Below are 19,963 nucleotides of genomic sequence, written 5' to 3' on the forward strand. Positions count from 1 at the left end.
TGGATGCCATATGGATAATCTGTTCGTCGCACTGTTCGAGATCCTGAGTTTCGGGGCGATCGTCGTTTTGGTCGTGCTGGGGCTCGGGATCATCGCCAGCATGATGGGCATCTTCAACTTCGCGCAGGGCGAGTTCGTCCTGCTCGGCGCCTACGTCACCTATATCGCGCACAGCGCGGGTGCACCGGTCTGGGTCGGCATGGTGGCCGCACCGTTTGCCGTCGGTGCGCTGGGATTTGTGCTGGAACGAAGCATCGTGCGGCGATTTTACGCCGCGCCGATCGTGGCGATGCTGGGCACCTACGCGCTCGGCCTCATCATCCGCGAAATCGTCCGCGGCCTGATCGGCGGGCTCTATCTGTCGGTCCCGGAGCCGCTCGGCGGCTCGGTCAACATCGGGACCATGCACTTTTCCACTTGGCGGCTGGTCATCATCCTGATCACGGCGCTGGTGATGATCGGCAGCTATCTGCTGCTGGCGCGCACCGCCTTCGGCTTGCGAATCCGGGCGTCGCTGGAAAACCCGGCGCTCGCCCGCGCCTCCGGCATTTCGACCAATGCGATCTATGGCGCCACCTTTGCGTTCGGCGCCGCGCTCGCAGGTCTTGCGGGCGCGCTGATCGTGCCGGTGTTCTCGCTGTTCGCCGATCTCGGCCTGCGCTTCCTGATCCAGGGTTTTGTTGCCGTCATGGTCGGCGGGGTGGGCTCGTTCGCGGGACCCGTCGCGGGCGCCGGCGTGATCGGCACACTCGCCGCGGCGCTGCCCTGGATCATCCCGCCCGTGATTGCCGACGTCCTCGTGTTCGTTCTCGCCATCATCTTCATCAAGTTTCGGCCGCAAGGCCTGATTTCAGGAAAAGGGGTCTAGTCCATGTCCAGCGATCGCAGCCAGCTCAACCGCCGGCGGTTTCTCTCCAATTTCGCCTTTGCCAGCACCGCCATTGCCACCGGCGTCGGCAGTTGGGTGGTTCGCCCCGATTGGGCCAACGCGGCGGCCGCCCCGATCAAGGTCGGCATCGCGACCGACTTGACCGGCCCGATCGGTTACGCCGGCAACGCGGATGCGAACGTCGCGAAAATGGTGATCAAGGAAATCAACGATTCCGGCGGGTTGCTGGGCCGGCCGCTGGAGTTGTTCATCGAGGATACCGCGTCGAATGAATCGGTCGCGGTCGGCAACGTCCGCAAGTTGATCCAGCGCGACAAGGTCGATCTCGTGCTCGGCGGCATCACCAGTTCGATGCGCAACGCCATCAAGGACGTGATCGTCGCGCGCGGCAAGACGCTGTACATCTACCCTCAGCTCTACGAGGGCAAGGAGTGCACGCCCTATCTGTTCTGCACCGGCCCGACGCCCGCGCAGCAGTGCGACGAGTTCATTCCCTGGCTGATCAAGAACGGCGGCAAGCGGTTCGCGCTGCCGAGCGCCAACTACGTTTGGCCGCACACCCTGAACGTCTATGCGCGCAAGGTGATCGAGGCCAATGGCGGCGAGGTCGTGTTCGAAGAATATTACCCGCTCGACCAGATCGACTTCAGCGCCACGGTGAACCGGGTCATTTCCAACAAGGTGGACGTGGTGTTCAACACCGTGATCCCGCCGGGGGTAGGACCGTTCTTCAAGCAGCTCTATGAGGCGGGATTCCTCAAGAACGGCGGCAGGCTGAGTTGCGTCTACTACGACGAGAACACGCTCAACATCAATCAGGCCGCGGAGATCGAGGGCCTCGCGAGCTGCCTCGACTATTTCAAGGCGCTCACCCCGGAAGATCCGTTCAGCGCCAAGCTTCATGCGAGCTATGAGAAGCAGTTCCCGGGCACCTTCCTGTTTGCAGCGGGAAGTGCGGCGACCGGGACCTATCGTGGCCTCAAGCTGTGGGAAGCGGCGGTCAAGGAGGCCGGCAAGATCGATCGCGACGGAGTTGCGGCGGCACTGGACCATGCCAAGATCGCCGACGGTCCCGGCGGGCCTGCGGAAATGGTTCCCGGCAAGCGGCATTGCAAGATGAAGATGTACACGGCGGTTGCCAAGGGCGGCAATTATGAGATCGTGGCCCGCAGCGCTGGCCTCGTCGATCCCAAAGAATGCTGAGAAGGATGCCGACAGGGAATGCCGATGCAGAGCGCGCGGCGGCGGATGACCGCCGCTGCCAACTCGGGAGCTGGTCTGCCGGCGATCTGATGATAGAACCGACACCGACGACGTCGCTGCGGCTTCCCCTTCGGGTCGGCCGCTCCCGCCGATGGCAAGTGCTGCCGATCATTGAAATCGTGGTGCTGGCGATCGCGGTGCTGCTGCCATTCGTGCTCAAGGACTATCTGACGATCTATGCCACGCGGGTCCTGATCCTGTGCCTGTTTGCGCTGTCGTTCGATCTGGTGTGGGGATATGCCGGCATCATGAGCTTTGGGCAGGCCGTGTTCTTCGGCACCGCCGGCTATGGGGTAGCGCTGATTGCTCGAGATCTCGGCGTGACCTCGATCCTGATCGTGCTGCCGGCCGGCCTGTTGATCGGTCTTGCCTTCGCGCTGCTGCTCGGCGGATTTCTGCTGCTCGGGCGTCATCCATCCAGCGTGATCTTCGTTTCACTGGGCACGCTGACCGGCTCCTACGCGGCCGACCGCGTGGCGCGGGGCTGGTATTACCTCGGCGGTCAGAACGGCATTCCATCGATCCCGCCGATGACGCTGGGCAGCTACGACATCACGGAGGGGCCGGTCTATTACTACATGACGCTGGGCATTCTGCTGGCGGTCTATCTGCTGTGCCGTTTTCTGGTGCGGTCGCAATTCGGTCTGGCGCTGGCAGGTCTGCGCGAGAACGAGCAGCGGATCGCCTTCTTCGGCTACCAGGTGCAGCGCCTCAAGGCGATCATCTTTTCCTTCGCGGGCGCCGTCGCGGGGCTCGCGGGCAGTCTCTATGCGTTTCACGAAGGATTCGTCTGGCCCAACATGCTGGGCGTGGTGATCTCGACGCAGGTGGTGCTCTACGTGTTGTTCGGCGGCTCCGGCACGCTGATCGGCGCCGTGATCGGCACGGTCGCGATCGAGGCGGTCAGTTTCTGGCTGTCGAACTCTTATCAGGACATCTGGCCGATCATTCTTGGCATATTGCTGCTGCTGGTCATTCTGTTCCGCCCCGCAGGCTTGGTCAGCCTGATCCTGAGCGAGCGCGAGCGTGTCGGCAGTTTCGGCCGGCTGCCGCAGGAGGGCGATCGTGGCTCTTCTTGAAGCGCGCGGCCTGATCAAGATATTCGGCAAGCTGACGGCGCTGAACGGCGCTGATCTTACCGTTGCGGAAAACGAATTCCACGGTCTGATCGGACCCAACGGTTCGGGCAAGAGCACGCTGATGAAATGCGTCGCCGGGGCGGAGATCCCGACGTCGGGCACGGTGACGTTCGGCGGCCGCGATATCTCGCAAGCCCCGCCGGCGGAGCGGGCGCGCGCCGGCATGAGTCTGAAGTTCCAGATCACCAGCGTGCTGCCGGCACTGACGCTGTACGACAACATCCTGCTGGCGCTGCAGGCGCAGACCTCGCTGCCCAGCCTGGTGTTTTCGCGCAGCCGCGGCGTGCTGCACGACCGCGCCATGGCCATGCTCGAGCAATTCCGTCTGGTCGATCGCGCGGCGGAACCGGCGTCCGCGCTGTCCCACGGCCAGCAGCAATGGCTTGAAATCGCGATGGCGCTGGCGCCCGAGCCGAAATTGCTGCTGCTGGACGAGCCGACCGGCGGCATGAGTCTCGAGGAACGCCGTGTAACCGGTGAACTGCTGCAGCCGATCAAGAAAAAATGCTCCCTCGTCATCGTCGAGCACGATCTGGATTTTATCCGGGACATCTGCGACCGGCTGACCGTGCTCGACCAGGGCAGCGTGCTCGATTGCGGCACGGTTTCGCATATCCAGTCGAGCGCCCGGGTTCAGGAGGTCTATCTCCGTCGTGCCTGATCAGGACAGATATCTCGACATCAGGAATATCGATGCCGGTTACGGCCGGAGCCAGGTGCTGTTCGGCGTCACCATGGCCGTGCCGTGGCGCGGCGGCGTCGCCATTCTCGGCCGCAACGGCGCCGGCAAGACCACGCTGATGAAGGCGATCGTCGGCGAACTGCCGCTGCTCGCCGGCTCCGTCAGCCTCGATGGCCGCAGTGTCGGCGCGCTGCCCACCGAGCAGCGCATTCGCCTCGGCGTCGGCTACGTTCCGCAGGAGCACGCCGTATTCGCCAGGCTTTCGGTGCGCGATAATCTGGCCGTCGGCGCCTTGACCAACCGCGACAGCCAGGCCGTCAACCGCGTGCTGGAGATATTTCCGAAGCTCGGTCAGCGCATGGAGCAGGTCGCCGGCACCTTGTCCGGCGGCGAGCGCAAGATGCTGGCGATCGGCCGCGCGCTGCTGTCGGAGCCGCGGGTGCTGTTGCTGGACGAGCCGACCGAAGGCGTCTGGATCGGCGTGATCGAGGAAATCACCGAGCGCCTGATCCTGCTGGCCAAAGATATCGCCATCGTGATCGTCGAGCAGCATCTCGATCTCGCGCTTCGCGTCGCGGACCGAGCCTTTGTGCTCGACCGCGGCCGGGTCGCGCTATCAGGATCGTCGCAGGAAGTCCGTGACGATCCGAGGCTGCTGCAGTATCTGGCGCCTTGAAAGACCCAACGTCGTCATGGCCGGGCCGGGCATGACGAGCTGGATGCTAAAGCGCCAGATTCTGTTTGCTTACGGTGGTCGCGCTGCCCTGCAGCATATCCGGCGACCTCGGCGCGCTCGGTGGCCTTCCGGCTTGAAAATGGGGGTCATATCGGGCTCCGCAGGTGAGTTATTGCCCGATTTCTACGGAGACCGGCCCGCGGCCACAATAACCGCAGAGGTTATGTAATGGCGGCATGCGGCCCGGGGCCTTGTCTGGGGCTCCAATCGGCCTATTTTCCGGCCATCATTCAACAAGGGACGCCGCCGATGAGCACCTTAAAACCGCTGAAGATCGACATCGTCTCCGACGTGGTCTGCCCGTGGTGCTATATCGGCAAGCGCCGGATCGAGAACGCGCTGGCGCTGGTGCCGGATGTGCCGGTCGAGGTGCGTTGGCGGCCGTTCTTCCTCAATTCCTGGGTGCCGCGCGAGGGCATCAGCCGCGACGAATATCTCACCGCGAAGTTCGGCTCGGTCGAGGCCTACAAGGGCATTGCCGGCCGCGTCGTCACGGCCGCCGGCGAGGAGGGCCTGACCTACCGGCCCGAGCTCGTAAAGCGCCAGCCCAATACCACCGATTGCCATCGCCTGATCCACTGGGCGGAAGCGCAAGGCAAATCCGCCGAGATGAAGCAGCGGCTGATGGAATTGTACTTTCGCGATGGCGGCGATCTCACCGACGTCGACGTGCTGGTGCAGGCGGCCGCCGATATCGGCCTCGATGCCGACGACGTGCGCAAGCGCCTTGCCACCGATGAGGACGTAGCCCTGATCTCGGGCCAGGCGCAGGAGGCGTCCGAAAAGGGCATCTCCGGCGTGCCGACTTTCGTGCTCGCGCAAAAATACGCCATCTCCGGCGCGCAGCCCGCCGACCAACTCGCCCGCGCCATCCGTCAGGTGTCGGAAGAGATCAACGCGCAGGCGGCGGGGTGACGCGGTGGTCTTCTCCCTCGCCCCGCTCTTGCGGGGAGAGGGTTGGGGTGAGGGGCCTCTCTCCGGTGAACGCGGTGTTGCGATTGCCAGTGTGCCTCGCCCCTCACCCGGATCGTACCGGACGATGCTTCGCATCGCCGAGACGATCCGACCTCTCCCCGTAAAGGACGGGGAGAGGTGAGCTTCGCTCGCTAGCTCCTTGCCGCTCTCACGCCCTGATATGTCCGCACAACCAAGAAACCAAGGGAAACTCCCATGATCTACGAACTGCGAACCTACACCGTAAGACCCGGCACGCTCGGCGACATGGTGAAGGCGGCGAGCACCGTGTCGGCTGACATCCGCAAGAACGACTACGGCAAGCTCGAGGGTTACTGGATGACCGAGATCGGGCCGCTCAACCAGGTCCTGCACATGTGGAGCTACGACAGTTTCGAGGCGCGCGCAAAGCTTCGCGCCGAGCTCGCCAGGAACCCGCGCTGGACCAGTGAGTACATTCCGCTGATCCGTCCGCTATTGGTCCGTCAGGACGTCCGCCTGATGAACGCGGTGAGGCCGCCGGTAGCCCCGGCATCCTCGGGCAACATCTACGAACTGCGCAACTACCGCGGCAAGCCGGCCGGCGGCCTCAAGCAGTGGCTCGATGCGTTTACCGCGGTGCTTCCCGAGCGCGAAAAATACTCCAAGATCGTCGGCCTCTGGCTGACGGAAGCCGGGCAGCCCAACGAGGCCTGCCACATCTGGGCCTATCCCGACCTCAACGCGCGCGCGGAAGCGCGGGGCAATGCCATGAAGGATCCGGCCTGGCAGGAATTCCTCGGCAAGGGCCCGGGCTTCCTCGACGAGATGCACTCGACCATCATGCTGCCGGCGCCGCATTCGCCGCTGAAGTGAGAGGGAAGCCCTTCGCGCAACATACTCCGCCGTCATCCTGAGGTGCTCGCCGTCTTCGGCGAGCCTCGAAGGATAGGCTACGGGCTCGAACTGTCATCCTTCGAGGCTCGCAAGCGCTCGCACCTCAGGATGACGGTCCTCATTTGCCGGCGCTAAACGCCCTTCAAATAATAATTCGCGCGCTTACCCAGCGCGATGCGGCGCAGCACGCGACGCATTGCCATCGAGGCGCGCAGCGGCTTGATCGCCGCCGTCACCGTGCGGTAGAAGGCCAGCTTGACCGCGTCGCGCACCGGCTGTTTGCCGGGCGGCTGCTGCGGCCAGCCGATGCCGCGCAGCATCGAATTGAAGAAATGCAGGTCGTTGAGGCGGCGCACCTCGCGCGTCTTCCAGGTGATCGCCATCGAGATCGAGAACGAACCAGCGGTCCGCACCCAATGCGGCCACTGATACGGCACGTAGCAGCCGTCGCCGGCGAACAGATGAAATTCCTTGCCGCGCGACGCAAAGCTCTCGTCATATTTCAAATTGCGATGCTTGGTCATCGAGCGCTCGATCTCGTCGTCGGGCACGATCGCGCGGTCGTTGTTGTCGAAAATGGTGAAGAACTTTTCGCCGTGAATATGCACGAAGAAATTGTCTTCGCTGTCGAGGTGGAACGGCGTGGTCGAATTCGGCGAGGACACGAACAGAAAACCTTCGAGCTGTTCGAAGCCGGCGTCGGCCAGGCTGCTGAAGCCGCGCGCGCGGGCGACCGAGAGCAGGGTGTCTTCCAGCAGTCGGCGGTACTCCGGCGAATTCTCGACGCGCTTGAGCACCATCCAGGCGCCGGCGGTCTCGATGCTTTTGACGACTGCGACCGGATCGAGATCGACCGAGGGAATGGCGTCGGGATCCTGGCTGATCGCGACCTTGCCGGAATTATACTCGATCAAATCGCGCGGCAATTCTGCCGCCAGTTGCGCGATGCGCGGCAGCATCAGCAGCGGATGGCCGGCCAGCTTGTGGCGGATCGCGAACGGTTTGAGCGGAAAGTCGCGGCGTAGCGCGTCGTTGTCGGCGGTGATCACGGGCGCTACGGCGGTCTGCGTGTTCATGAGGATTTCTCCTGACGTTCCCTGATGAAATGGATGGCGCGGCGGGCCGGCTCACGGGCCAGCCGGCGCAGCGTCAAGGCGGTTTGGGCAAGCCGTGCGACCACATCGCCCCGCCGCAGCGGAATCAGCACGTCGCCGATGGCAAGCCGTCCGCGCCAGATCGGGTTGATCATGGGATGGTCGGCATTGGCGGTGGAATCGACCAGCGTAATCGCAGGATCGGCGCAAAGGTGCCGGGTCAAATCCAGCGTCAGCTGCACGCCCGGCGAGAACTTTGAGAAGCGCTCGTCGACACCAAGCTTGAAATAGAAGGCGTGGTCCTGCTGCCGCAGCACGATGGCCGCGGCCACCGGTGTCTCGCCGGCGCGCAACGTCACGATCTCGCATTGACCGGTGGCCGCGAGATCAGGCGTGGCGCGGCGGATAAAGGCCGCATCGCCGGCGTGCTGCACCAGCGCGGTGCCGCGCTTGGCCTTCCAGCCGCTGGCTTCCAGGTTGAGGAATGTTTCGAGTGCGGCCGTGACTTCGGCCGCGGTGCGCGCGATGTCGAAATGCACCTCGCCATGGTCGCCGAGCCGGTTTCGCTGCCGGCGCAGCTCTTTCAGCTTCTTCGGCCCCAGCGCGTCGCGCAGCAACTCCTCAGCGTCAAGGCTGGCATCGAGGGCGGCGCGGACATGCGATTGCAGCACACGCGGCTTGAGTCCGTCGCGGGCCAGCGCTTCGGTGAAAGCCTTCATCGCGGCGCCATCCAGCGACATGTCGCGCAGCATCAGCGCGTGGGCGCCCGCCTGCCGCGCGCCGTCCAGCAGGCGGGCTGCCGCTTCTTCGGCATTGTCGCGGTCGAGCAGCGGCGTCGACAGCGAGCCATAGGGATCGGCGCTGACCCAAACCGGCAGCGGAATCTTGTAGGCGCGCCACATCGAAATCACAGGCATCAACCCGGTCAGCTCGGCGGCATCGCTCCAGGCACTCAGGGCAGAGGCGCCGCCGCGGCCCCGCGCGGAAGCATTCACGGCCGATTCCCATTCCGGGAGGTAATAGCCGTTGGGCTCGGCGGTACGCCCCGACAGCGCGCGCCATTGGGCGGCGGGGACGTCGGCAAGCGGCGTCAGCGCACGGGCAGGTTCTGCCGCCGGTGTGCGCGTGCGTGCGGCATCCTTACCTGATGCGCGACGAACGACTGATGTCTGAACAATCTCGGCCACGTTCCCCGTTTCCCCGGTCGCAATCCCGCGGCGGCACCGACAGGGTACCGTCTGCCTGCGCACCACGTTCCGGGGCGACGCTAGTCGAAAGAAATGGAAAATGCCGTTGAGCCGACGCTCGGATTCGAGCAGTTATTTTAACGGTCGATTCACCATGCCGCTGCGAAAAGCGGGGCCGCGTCAGGCGACGATCGCCTCCGCCGGAGCGGCGAGAAACTGCCGTTCGAAATCGGCCGCCGGCATCGGCTTTCCGAAGCAATAGCCTTGGCCCTCTTCGCAGCCCATGCTGACCAGGAAATCGGCGGTGGCGCGGTTCTCGATGCCTTCGGCGATCACCGACAGCCCCAATTGCTTGCTGAGGCCGATGGTCGAACTGACGATCGCGGCATCGTCCGGATTGCCCAGCAATCCGAACACGAAGGAGCGGTCGATCTTGAGGCCGTCGAGCGGGAATTTCTTCAAGTAGCTCAGGCTCGCATAGCCGGTGCCGAAATCGTCGAACACGATGCGCACGCCGAGCGCCTGAATCTTCTGGAACGTGTTCAGTGCGCCTTGCTCGTCGAGCAAGAGGATATCCTCGGTGAACTCGAGTTCGAGACTGGTCGGGCTGAATCCGGTGTTGGCGAGCACATCGGCGACCGAAGCTGCAAGGTCGCCCGACTGCAGCTGCGAGGGCGAAAGGTTGACGCCCATGCGGAGCTTTTGTCCGGCGCGCTCCCACGCCGCACCTTGCGCGCAGGCGGTTTCGAGCACCCAGTCGGCAATCCGTTCCGAAATCGGCGAGGTGTTGACAACGGGCATGAACTCCGCCGGCGAAACCAGGCCGCGGACCGGATGGCGCCAGCGGATCAAGGCTTCGGCGCCAATCAGGCGATTGTCGCCCAGATGCAGCTGCGGCTGATAGAACAATTCGAACTCGTTGCGTTCCGCCGCCAGCGCCAGTTCGGCTTCCAGCGTCAGGCGGGTTTCGAGTTCGCGCCGGATGGAATCCTCGAACAGCAGGTAGCCGCCGCGTTTGGTCGCCTTGGCGCGGCTCAGCGCCAGATGCGCGTTGCTCAGCAGCTCGTCCGCAGTACGGCCCCCGGCGGGGAAAACCGCAGCACCGATCGAAACCCTGACCCGGTGCTGGCGCGTGCCGGCGAGCAATGGTGCGTCGAAGGCGGCACCGATCCGCATCGCGAGCGCGCTAATATCATCGCCGAGATCGTCGATCGAAAGTGCGATGGCGAATTCATCGCCGCTCAGCCGCGCTACCGTGCCGGTGCCCGCCATCTCGGCCGCCAGACGTTCCGACACCGCGCGCAGCACCAGATCGCCGCTGGCGTGGCTGAGCAAGTTGTTGATCTGCTGAAAGCCGTCGAGACCGACCACCAGCAACGCGATCTCGCCGCCATCGGTCTCGGCTTTCGAGATCATCGTGGTCAGCTGGGCGTGCAGCGTGTTGCGGTTGATCAGCCCGGTCAATGAATCATATTCCGCCAGGTATCTGATGCGTTCGGCTTCGCGCTTGCGCACCGAGATGTCGCGCAGGATCGCGCCGAACTGAAATCCGTCGGTGCCCTGCCAGCCGGAGAAACTGGCCTCGACCGGGAAAATCTCGCCGTTCCTGCGCCGTCCGTCGAATTCGATCACGGTGCCGGCGGCAAGATCGGTGGCGCTTCGGACCGCAAAAGACGCCGCGGCGAGCCCCTCGTCGCGGGCGCAGATGGTGTCGAACGGACGGCCGATCATCTGTTCCGGCGCATAGCCGAAGATCGCCGTCGCACCGGGATTCCACACCGTGATCAGATAATTGGAATCGGTACAGATCAGGCCGTCGCCGAGCGACATGGCCACGCGCTGGAAGCGGTTTTCGGCGATCCGGCCCAGCAAATCCCTTACATCGATTTCGTCCAGCGCGATGGTCGCGACGTAGACGATGATGGCGATATGAAACAACGAGGTGTCGAGCATCAGCGGGAACGCCGCCTGCAGCAGGAAAGCGACGCCTTCGATGCCGACAGCCATTCCCAGCAGCATCGCCGCGCGCCTTCCGGCGGAGACCCGGCGCCACGACAGCAGCATCACGAGGCCGAGCAGGCCGAGCACGGCCATGGTGACGACGTTCGAGGTCCATTGCAAGGCGCGGTTCTGCAGCAACGATTCGGCAGCCAGGGTTTGCAGCACGGGTCCGGATACGATGACGCCGTTGGGGACGCTGAAGCGGTCGCCGAGTTCGAGCGCGGTGCCGCCGACGATGACCTTCTTGCCCTTCAGCTTTTGCAGCGTCGCCGGATCGCCATGCAAAACGTCGGCAAAGGACACGCGCGGCACCGACGTACTTCGGATGCTGTAATCGATCAGGAACGGCGCACGCTTCTCGGCATATTGCCCGGCGAGCACGGCGGCCATCGAGGGCACGAACTTGCCGTCGAGCTTGTCGCCAAACGGATAACGGCGCACCAGGCCGTCCGGCCCGACCTCGACATTGACCAGCGCCGGCCAGGAATGATCGGTGAACTGCGGCAGCGGGCGGTTGACGTGCATGGTGGTTCGGTCGGCGCCGGGCTGCTGGAACGAGGGCAGCACGACCGATCCGCCGGCTTTTTCCAGCGCTTGCGCAAAACTCCGGTCCGACGCCGCATCCGACGGAGTGCTGAAATCGACGTCGAGCACGATGTCCTGCACGTCCGCGCCCTGAAGCTGCTGGATCAGCTCGGCATAGAGCCGGCGCGACCAGGGCCAGACGCCGATCTTGTCGATCGACGGCGCATCGATCGCGACGACCACGATATCGCCGCTGGCCTCCCGCGACTGCCAGGCGAAACGCAGGTCGGCCAGATCATGGCGCAGCGCGCCATGCCAGCCGCACGACAGCACGATTGCCAGGGCAATCATCGCGAAAATATGCGGGCGATACTGTTTCACGGGTTACCGTCCCCCAACGGCAGATCGATTGACGAGAAGGTTAGCTATCTGTTCTTGCCATGGCCGCTACCACCGCCATTTCCACCGCCGTTGCCATTGCCGTTGGTGTGCTTGTCGCCGTAACGGTTGTTGTTGTGACCATTGCCGTTGGCGCCATTGTTGCCGTTGCCGCTACCGTTGTTGCCGTTTCCGCTATTGCCGTTTCCGTTGCCATTTCCACCGCCATTACCGGAGCCGGTGATGGCCGCGACCGCGGAGCTCTGGGATGAGGCGGCGGATGTGCCCGCGCTTGCCGCGCCGGCGCTGGTCGCCGCGACGTTGCCAGCGTTTCCGGTGCTTGCGGCCGAATTGGTTGCCGTGCCGGATGAACCCCAGATCGTGTTCTTGTTGGCCGCGTTTCGGTTACCCGCATGCACCGCCGATTTGTCGCGGGCGAGGCCGTTGGTGACCTTGTGGACGTTGACCTTGACTTCGCCGATCGCCGACGAAATCCGGATGCCGCCGTGCTTTGCCATGCCGGCGACCGCGCGGTGGGATGCCTTGTTTGACGTCTTGTCCGCCGCTTTGTCGGCGCTGGCGCGGGCGCCGTTGCCCGGCGATTGGATGGCCTGTCCGATCGCGGTATTGCGCGGCGCGGTGAGGCCGGCGCGCGGCACCGGCACCCGCTCGATCGAAGGCGTGCGCGGTTTACCGGACTCGATCGGGCTCAATGTCCCGGATCCGCCGAGCGAAAGCCCGCCTTTGCCATGTGCGAAGCTGGTCGCGTGCTGGCCTGGCTTGACCTGTGCGATCTGTCCGGTGCGGAAATCGGCCACTTCGACCTGGCCGCGGATCACATCGACGCTGGTGCTGGTGGCGTTCACGGTGACGCGAAACTGCGTGCCCTTGACCACGGCGGCGAGGTAGGGGGTCTCGACCTCGAAATGCCTGACGTTGCGCTTTTCGACGTCGAGCAGGATCGAGCCGGCCTGCTGAACGATCGTCGTCGACAGCCCTTCCTTCTTCTCCGCGGGCACGCCGACCACCGAGTTCGGCGCAATCATCATGGATTCTTCGCCGCGCTTGAGCAGCACGCGACCGTTCTTGCCGGTGCGAATGGTGTCGCCCGGCTTCAGGAATTCTTCCGGCTGCAGCGACGCCGGCTGCGCGCCGCTATGGGTGCGCCACACCTCGCCGGAGGACTTGCTGACCGTCCAGGCGCCGTCATCGGCGGCGATGGCGCTGGAAGCGGCCGCCAGAAAGAACGTCGCCGTCAGAAGCCGCGAGATGTGATGGGCCGTGCGCATGAACTGTCTCCAGTTGCCGAATTCTCCCGAGATTTAGAGGAAAAGTTTCAACATTGAGTGAGTGGGAACCGCGGGTATCCAAGCGCGGCGTTAACCGTTCGTTGACCATAAAAACCCTATAAAAATCATATGGCTAACGGTTCTCCCCAGATTCAGGCCCCGCTGTCCGTAGTACTACGGGTGCGCGCTGCTGTACCTGTAGCCGGGCACCGGTCCCTGGTCGCTTGCCTGTTATTCCTGACCGCATTCATCGCCGTCCTGCCGGCCCGCGCCCAGCACGCCAGCCCCGGTTATGACCCGAGGCAGACCGAAAAGCGCTTCGAGGATCAGCAGATTGATCAGACGCCGGGTGGGCGGCCCCGGTTGCCGCGGACGCCATTCGCCCGGCCGGAGGGAAAGGCGGATACCAAGCCGCTGTTCGTGCTGCGCCACGTGGTCATCGCCGGCGCCGTGGCGATCCCGCGCGAAAAACTCGATACCGCCTATCAGCCCTACCTCGGCAGAAAGGTCTCGCAGGCCGACCTCGCCGACATGGCGTCCGCGGTCAGCGATATCTATCGCGCCGCCGGTTTTCATCTCTCCCGGGCAATCGTCCCGGTGCAGGACATCAAGGAAGGCCGGCTTCGCCTCGAGGTCATCGAAGGCAGCATCACGGAGTTGACGCTGAAAGGCGAGGGCGCCGGAGAGTTCGGGATCCGCCCGATGCTCGATATCGTGGTGAGCGAACGGCCCGCGCGCCTTGCGACGCTGGAGCGGCAACTGCTCCTGATCAACGGCCGGCCCGGCATACGCATCCTGGACACCGGGCTCGAGGAGATCGGCACCGCCAGCGGCCGTTTCCGCCTCGTCGTCGAACTGAAGACCTGGCATCTCTACACGTCGTTCGGCGTCGACAACATGGGATCGTCGGCGGTCGGACCCTGGCAAAGCTACGGCACCGCCGCTTTCAACTCCTATCTCGCGCCCGGCGATTCACTGGTGCTCAATCTCTCGACCACCCCGGGCGATCCGAGGCAGCTCGCGTTCGGCCGGCTGTCCTATGAAGTGCCTGTGGGCACCGACGGCGCCCGCATCGGCGCGTCCGGCTTTTACAGCGAGGTCTGGCCGGGCGACATTCGCCACCTCTACAGCGACAACACCAAGACCAAATCGTTCGAATTTCACGGCAGCATCGTGCCGCTGCAATCGCAGCAATCCGGTTTGACGCTGACGGCGGGGCTGGGATTCAGCAATGTCAGGGAGCAGGACGTGTTCGGACCGATCTACAACGATCGCATCCGTACCCTGAACCTGACCGCGGATTACCGGCTCAAGGATGATTTCGGCGGCAGCAACTATCTGACGTTTGGCCTTCGTCAGGGCCTCGACATCATGGGCGCCTCGCACCGCGACGACGACTTGCTGTCGCACGACGATGCGTCCGGCAGATTCTCCGCGCTGAATTTCTGGTACGCGCGCTACCAGACGCTGTCCGACGCCTGGTCGGTGAAACTGTCGGGCGCCGGCCAATGGGCGTCAGGGCCGCTTTTCCTCTCGCAGCAATTCTATCTCGGCGGCATCGCATTCGGCCGCGGCTACGGCAGCGCGGAGATCAGCGGCGACAACGGCATCGCCGGCTCGTTCGAACTGCGCTTCGACCACAAGCTGAACTATCGCTATTGGAGCAGCGTTCAGCTCTATGGCTTCGTCGACGCTGGCGCCGCCTGGAATGCCGGCTACACCATGGATGAAGGTCTCGCGCTGACCTCGGCGGGCGGCGGCGTGCGCTTCTTCCTGTTCGATGACTGGCAGGCCGACATCGGCGTCGCGGCGCCGCTGAGCTATCGCGCGCCTGATAATTCCAGCCGCAGCGCGCGGCTATTGTTCTCGCTATCGAGCGCGTTCAAGCTTTGCCCGGCACGCGCGACGACGCGCTGTCTGTAGACGGCTCCAGTCCAAGGATGGGTTGAGCTCTTCGCGAAACCCATCGCTCACGGATGATGCATGTGATGGGTATCGCGGAGCCTGCCATCGGGCGCGCATGTGCGCGACCCGTTGGCATCTATCCTACGCGCTGCCGGCAGTTTCCCCGGTTGCGCTGATGCAGCGTTGGCTCGCCGGCGCGGGCCGGCGAGCGGTAGCTTCGTTAGCCAACTCTGAGATTTTCCGCGGAGGTCTTGCCGCGGTTTTCTTTTTCTTCGTAGCTGACCTTGGCGCCCTCATTCAGGGAACTCAGTCCCGCTTTTTCCACCGCCGAGATATGCACGAACACATCCTTGCCGCCGCTGTCGGGCTGGATAAACCCGAACCCCTTGGTCGCGTTGAACCACTTCACAGTACCTGTCGCCACGTCCGCACTCCCTAGTTTTGATCGAGGAGGTACCCTAGGTCCGTCCGAGGGTGCTCCGCAAGGGTCTTGGGGCCGGATCGGCGGTCGGCAAGGCCTGTCAAGCCAGGAGGCTGAGGACCTTGGCCGCGCGCCAATCTGTGACCGTTCGAGGCTTATTCGCCCGCTTCCGCCATCTGGTATTGCACCGGCGTATGGTGCCAGCCCTCATCGTGCTTGCGCCAATAAGTATCCTTCAGCCGCGTCGAGATCGGCCCCGGCCGGTCGTTGCCGAGGATGCGCGTTCCGATGCGCGACGCTGGCATGACGCCGCCGGCGGTGGTCGCCAGAAAAACCTCGTCCGCGTGGTCGAGCGCCGATCGCAGGATCGGTTCGACCGCCGCCTCGATGCCGAGTTCGGCGCATAGTTCCAGCACCGATTGCCGCGTGATCCCGCGCAGGCTGCCGCGATCGGGCGTCGTCACCCTTCCGTCGCGCACGACGAAGACGTTGAAGCCGGGTCCCTCGGTGAGAAAACCCTGCGCGTCGCACAGCACGGCGGTGTCGAAACCGGCATCGTGCGCCTCCAGCAGGCCGGAGGTCAGGTCGTTCCACTGATAGTTCTTCACGGTGGGATCGACCGACGCGTCCGGCACGCGCGGCGTCGAGGCGACAAGGACGTGGGCGCCGCGCGCCTGCACGTCCTTTGGCACGACGTCGATCCAGGGCAGCGCATAGGCGATCAAATGGTTTTCGCAATCCGCCGGCCGCCGCGATCCCATAACACGCGGCCGTCCGCGCGAGGCCACCATCGCCACATAGGCGTCCGCAAGGCCGGTGAGGGCGACACAGCGATGCAGGATCGCCTCGATCGCGCCGCGGTCTTCCGGCGGATGGATCCGTCGTTTCGCCATCGAGCGCTCGAACCGGTCGAGATGGTCGGCCAGCCGGAAGAAGCCGCCCTTGAACACGTGCACGACGTCATAGACGACGTCCGAGCGCGTAAACCCCCAATCCGTCACCGGCAGCGTCGCCTCGGCGATCGGGACATAACGGCCCCGGACGTAGCCGGCGCCATCGGGGTAGGGGGCGGTGGTCATGGGGTGTCTCCCGGCCTGTAGTGACGGATCCTTCGGCTAGTTCGCCCCGCGAATTTCAAGGAGTCAACGACTTGAATGTCCGCGTTAACCGGCCAGCAACGTAAACTTATTCGGCCGGCGCAAACTTGCGGTGATTATAGCGTGTAGCGTGTAGGGCGGGTTCGCTTTAACCCGCCATCTTGCACATAATGCGGCGGGTTAAAGCGAACCCGCCCCACATGCTGCGTCGCCTCGCGTGCAACCGGAATCTGGATGCGATGGGTGCGACAAATCAACCCGACGGGCAAATCACTTCTGATCTACCGAAATCATGTCAAGCCCTGAAATAAAAAATATTTCGCTTTTACGGAAGTATAAATCAGTTTATATCTCCACCCATCCCGTCCCGCCAGAGGGGCGTATCATGATCGTCACGATCGTTGGGACGGGTCGCGGTGGACGTTGGCAGTGCCGATAACGAACGGCACGAGAGCGTACGGCAAAGGCGTGTGGTCCTGACGTCGCGGTGCTGGCGTCAATGCACCTGGAGGCAATTGCTTCTCAGGGCGCAACGGAGGCAAAAGAGCCGTTCTCCGGGGAGAGCTCGTTATAAGCCGTAAAGCCATTGCGCAGGGAATGTCGGATGTTCTCCGCTGCCCTGTATGCTCGTGTGCACCTTTGTTTGTGCACTTCGCACACGAGATCGCGGGTGCAGCGCGCATCCGGCATTCCCTGCGCCCTCTGGATTTGGGGGCGAATGTTACTTGCAAAGCTCGGGCGCAACGTGCCGCGAGATCGCGAAACTATTTCCCCGTCATCCCCGCGCAACGGCTGCGCCGTTGTCGCTGGAGGCGCGAGCCTTGCGGTGCACTTGCACCGCTGGGCGAGCCTCGAAGGATGAATCGGCCACAGTCGGGCCGTCGTCCTTCGAGGCTCGCCGAAGGGGCTCGCACCTCAGGATGACGGGTTTGAGAATGAGCGTATCCCAGAGACGTCAATGATTGAATCGAGGAGCCGCGGCGTACTGGATCACCCGCCTTCGCGGGTGACGACAGCACGGCGTGGAGCGGCACGTTGACATCATTCAAATCCGTTACACCAAGCCCGCTAAACCGGCTCGTAGCTCTCGCTCGTGCAGGTATCATCCCCCTCGACGTGGCGGCGATCGAAGATCACGCCGTTGGCAATCGTGATGCGATAGGTCTGGGTGCCGAGCGGCTTGCCGTTCACTGAGGTCAGATCGGCCTTGACGCAGGCGGTCCAGCCGGTTCCGCGCAGCTCGGGGCGCGGCGCCGAGACCTGCACCCCCCTTGGATTCGACGCCGCCAAAAACACCGAATCCAGTTTTTCGCTGAGGAGGCGTTTGACATCGGGAGGCGGCTCGAGCGGCGGCGGTTCGGGCGCTTTGGCGCGCATGAATTCCGGCACCGGCGAGCGGACGTCGGCAAAGCCGCAGCCGGCCAGAACAAGCACTCCGCCCGCCATCAACGCAATCTGAACAACGATCCGCCCCATCGCCGGCTTTTTACCCCGGGTCGGCAAAAATTGCGCCCCCCGGCGGCGATCAAATTGTGCGGCCAATGGGTCGCCCGGCGATCAACATTTGCTGAAAGGCGCGTCCGGACGGGCTATCCTGCACCGGATACCCGATCCCGGGATTGCCATCGTCCCGGCCGGAACGTCGCGGAGCAGGGTGGCGGAGAAAGCAGGGGGCGATGAAGACCTTGACGATTGCGGCGTTCATTCTGGCGCTGCTTGCGCTGCCCGCGCACGCCCAGGCCCGGCGGCCGCAGGGCGAGGAGCAGAAGGCAAAGCAGGATACCAGGCCGAAGGTCGACGAGAACGCCTACAAGGCCGCGCTCGATCGAATTCCCGAACCGAAGGAGAAATACGACCCCTGGGGCGTCGCGCGCCCGGCGGAACCCGCCAGGAAATCCAGGTAAGCCAAAGCGTGATGACGTCAAATCGCGCAGGCATTCGCCTGCGACAAATTCGTCGTTGTCTTGAGTCTGTGTCCCACCTCACATTGCCTGACTTGCTTGAACCTTTACCACCGACACCATGACCAATTTGCAGCCTGCATTGCCGGAGGTGGTCCCATGTTTCGTCACGCGCTTTTCAGTTTAGTGTTGCCGGCGGCGCTGCTGTTGGGCGCGCCTTGCGCCTCCGCCGAAAGCCGCCTTGCGCTGGTGATCGGCCAATCGGCCTATAAATCCGTGCCGGCGCTGCCCAATCCGATCAACGACGCCAGGGCGGTCAGCCAGATGCTGACCGAATCCGGCTTCGAGGTGTCGACCGCCTCCGATCTGTCGCAGAGCCAGATTCGCGAGCAGCTGTCGGAATTCGCCGCCAAAGTCGCCGCCAAGGGCGGCGATTCGATCGCGCTGGTGTATTACGCCGGCCACGGCGTGCAGATCGACGGCGAGAATTTTCTGGTGCCGGTCGACATCGATCCGAAGCGGGAATCCGACATTCCGATCCAGGCGGTGCGGCTGAACGACGTCCTGAACACGCTGACCTCGGCGCCGAGCAAGATGCGGATCCTGCTGCTCGACGCCTGCCGCAACAATCCGTTCCCCGCAATCGCCAAGAGCGCCGGCGGTGGGCTCGCGATCATCGACGCCAAGATCGGCGCGCCGAATACGTTCCTGTCGTTCTCGACCTCGCCCGGCGCGGTGGCCGAGGACGGCACGGGCAGCAACAGTCCCTACACCACCGCGCTGCTCGCCGCGGCCAAGGAAGCCAACATTCCGATCGAGGAAACCTTCAAGCGCACGCGCGTGTCGGTCAACAAGGCGACCGACGGACGACAGACGCCGTGGGACAGCTCCTCGCTGACCGAGGATTTCAGATTCTTCGGCACCCCGGTGCCCGGGCCGAAGCTGGCCTCGACCAGGAAAACCGTCGAGGCGTGGACGCGCGAGCTGAAAGGCAAGCCGGTCGAGGCCGCAAACGAGATCATCGTCGCCGATGGCACCGATGAATCCTACGAGGCGTTCGCCAATCTGTATGCGCAGACACCGCTCGGTGCGCTGGCCCGTGACTGGCTCGCCCGACACAGGCGCATGGTGGCGTGGAACGACGCGGTGGTATTGAACACTGCGGCGGGCTATCGCGCCTTCCTGGCGAGATTCCCGGACAGCGACCTGGTGCCGACCGCGCGCACGCTGGAAGAACGCCTGCGCAACCGTCCCGAGATCATCCCGGCCGTGGCGGTCGGCGGTGGCGCTGCGCCGCAGAACGTCGCGCTGACCTGTCCCTGCACCACCCCGCCGGCGTTGAAGAAGAACACGACGCCGATCAGGCGGGTCGATCCGGATCCGCCCAAGCGGGTCGAACGCGCGCCGCCGAAGCGCACGCGCGGGCCCGACTATGAGGATGAAGTGGTCGTTCGCCGTCCGCCGCCGCGCGAGGTGTATGAGCCTGCGCCGCTCGGGCCGCCGATCGGCATCGGCATCGGGATCGGAATTGGTGGCGGCGGCTACGGTGGTGGACGCCACGGCGGCGGCGATCATCAGGGCCGGGGTAGATACTGACGCAGGTTTGGCGTAATCGGTTTCGCAAGA

General features: G+C 64.1%; 17 protein-coding genes. 10 read left to right on the plus strand and 7 right to left on the minus strand.

Annotation, left to right across the window (positions count from 1 at the left end):
* Positions 1 to 10: 10 nt before the first annotated feature.
* From ACSQ84_RS09600 to ACSQ84_RS09630, 7 genes are all read left to right on the plus strand, one after another.
* Positions 11 to 868, plus strand: a complete 858-nt coding sequence (locus ACSQ84_RS09600) for a branched-chain amino acid ABC transporter permease (RefSeq protein ID WP_436211435.1) — start codon at positions 11 to 13, stop codon at positions 866 to 868.
* Between the two features lie 3 nt (positions 869 to 871).
* On the plus strand, positions 872 to 2,092 hold the full coding sequence (locus tag ACSQ84_RS09605) for a substrate-binding protein (RefSeq protein ID WP_436211436.1): 1,221 nt from the start codon (positions 872 to 874) through the stop codon (positions 2,090 to 2,092).
* An 89-nt stretch (positions 2,093 to 2,181) separates the two neighbouring features.
* Positions 2,182 to 3,231 (plus strand): branched-chain amino acid ABC transporter permease, encoded by a 1,050-nt coding sequence (locus ACSQ84_RS09610; protein WP_436211437.1) that lies wholly within the window; start codon positions 2,182 to 2,184, stop codon positions 3,229 to 3,231.
* The gene (locus ACSQ84_RS09615) at positions 3,218 to 3,952 is read left to right on the plus strand and encodes an ABC transporter ATP-binding protein (protein WP_436211438.1); all 735 of its coding nucleotides are present in this window, start codon (positions 3,218 to 3,220) and stop codon (positions 3,950 to 3,952) included. The genes ACSQ84_RS09610 and ACSQ84_RS09615 overlap by 14 nt, the downstream gene beginning before the upstream one ends.
* A complete protein-coding gene (locus tag ACSQ84_RS09620) occupies positions 3,945 to 4,649 on the plus strand; it encodes an ABC transporter ATP-binding protein (RefSeq protein WP_436211439.1) in 705 nt (234 codons plus the stop codon). The genes ACSQ84_RS09615 and ACSQ84_RS09620 overlap by 8 nt, the downstream gene beginning before the upstream one ends.
* Before the next feature lie 309 nt (positions 4,650 to 4,958).
* Positions 4,959 to 5,624 carry a DsbA family oxidoreductase gene (locus ACSQ84_RS09625; protein WP_436211440.1) on the plus strand — a complete coding sequence of 222 codons (666 nt, stop codon included), beginning with the start codon at positions 4,959 to 4,961 and terminating at the stop codon, positions 5,622 to 5,624.
* 255 nt (positions 5,625 to 5,879) lie between these two features.
* On the plus strand, positions 5,880 to 6,518 hold the full coding sequence (locus tag ACSQ84_RS09630) for an NIPSNAP family protein (RefSeq protein WP_436211441.1): 639 nt from the start codon (positions 5,880 to 5,882) through the stop codon (positions 6,516 to 6,518).
* Between the two features lie 152 nt (positions 6,519 to 6,670).
* Here ACSQ84_RS09630 and ACSQ84_RS09635 read toward each other — a convergent pair whose 3' ends face one another.
* From ACSQ84_RS09635 to ACSQ84_RS09650, 4 genes are all read right to left on the minus strand, one after another.
* Entirely contained in the window at positions 6,671 to 7,615 is a 945-nt protein-coding gene (locus tag ACSQ84_RS09635; RefSeq protein ID WP_436211442.1) for a cupin-like domain-containing protein, read from the minus strand.
* On the minus strand, positions 7,612 to 8,820 hold the full coding sequence (locus tag ACSQ84_RS09640) for a GNAT family N-acetyltransferase (RefSeq protein WP_436211443.1): 1,209 nt from the start codon (positions 8,818 to 8,820) through the stop codon (positions 7,612 to 7,614). The genes ACSQ84_RS09635 and ACSQ84_RS09640 overlap by 4 nt, the downstream gene beginning before the upstream one ends.
* A gap of 180 nt (positions 8,821 to 9,000) precedes the next feature.
* Entirely contained in the window at positions 9,001 to 11,727 is a 2,727-nt protein-coding gene (locus tag ACSQ84_RS09645; protein WP_436211444.1) for an EAL domain-containing protein, read from the minus strand.
* Between the two features lie 44 nt (positions 11,728 to 11,771).
* Positions 11,772 to 13,013, minus strand: coding sequence for a FecR family protein (locus ACSQ84_RS09650; RefSeq protein WP_436211445.1), 1,242 nt, complete (start codon positions 13,011 to 13,013; stop codon positions 11,772 to 11,774).
* Positions 13,014 to 13,142: 129 nt separating this feature from the next.
* Here ACSQ84_RS09650 and ACSQ84_RS09655 point away from each other — a divergent pair, with 129 nt between their 5' ends.
* On the plus strand, positions 13,143 to 14,936 hold the full coding sequence (locus tag ACSQ84_RS09655; RefSeq protein WP_436211446.1) for a ShlB/FhaC/HecB family hemolysin secretion/activation protein: 1,794 nt from the start codon (positions 13,143 to 13,145) through the stop codon (positions 14,934 to 14,936).
* 202 nt (positions 14,937 to 15,138) lie between these two features.
* On the opposite strand, the gene ACSQ84_RS09660 is transcribed toward ACSQ84_RS09655, so the two are convergent.
* The 3 genes from ACSQ84_RS09660 to ACSQ84_RS09670 form a co-directional block, all read right to left on the minus strand.
* The gene (locus ACSQ84_RS09660) at positions 15,139 to 15,342 is read right to left on the minus strand and encodes a cold-shock protein (protein WP_192734282.1); all 204 of its coding nucleotides are present in this window, start codon (positions 15,340 to 15,342) and stop codon (positions 15,139 to 15,141) included.
* 152 nt (positions 15,343 to 15,494) lie between these two features.
* A complete protein-coding gene (locus ACSQ84_RS09665; RefSeq protein WP_436211447.1) occupies positions 15,495 to 16,418 on the minus strand; it encodes an aminotransferase class IV in 924 nt (307 codons plus the stop codon).
* A 1,086-nt stretch (positions 16,419 to 17,504) separates the two neighbouring features.
* Positions 17,505 to 17,882, minus strand: coding sequence for a hypothetical protein (locus ACSQ84_RS09670; protein WP_436211448.1), 378 nt, complete (start codon positions 17,880 to 17,882; stop codon positions 17,505 to 17,507).
* Positions 17,883 to 18,112: 230 nt separating this feature from the next.
* Between ACSQ84_RS09670 and ACSQ84_RS09675 the strand changes: the two genes are divergently transcribed.
* Positions 18,113 to 18,340 carry a hypothetical protein gene (locus tag ACSQ84_RS09675; protein ID WP_436211449.1) on the plus strand — a complete coding sequence of 76 codons (228 nt, stop codon included), beginning with the start codon at positions 18,113 to 18,115 and terminating at the stop codon, positions 18,338 to 18,340.
* A gap of 156 nt (positions 18,341 to 18,496) precedes the next feature.
* Positions 18,497 to 19,933, plus strand: coding sequence for a caspase family protein (locus ACSQ84_RS09680; protein ID WP_436211450.1), 1,437 nt, complete (start codon positions 18,497 to 18,499; stop codon positions 19,931 to 19,933).
* The last annotated feature ends 30 nt before the right edge of the window (positions 19,934 to 19,963 follow it).

Origin of the sequence: Bradyrhizobium sp. LjRoot220 (assembly GCF_964252915.1) — a bacterium.
Classification (GTDB): domain Bacteria; phylum Pseudomonadota; class Alphaproteobacteria; order Rhizobiales; family Xanthobacteraceae; genus Bradyrhizobium.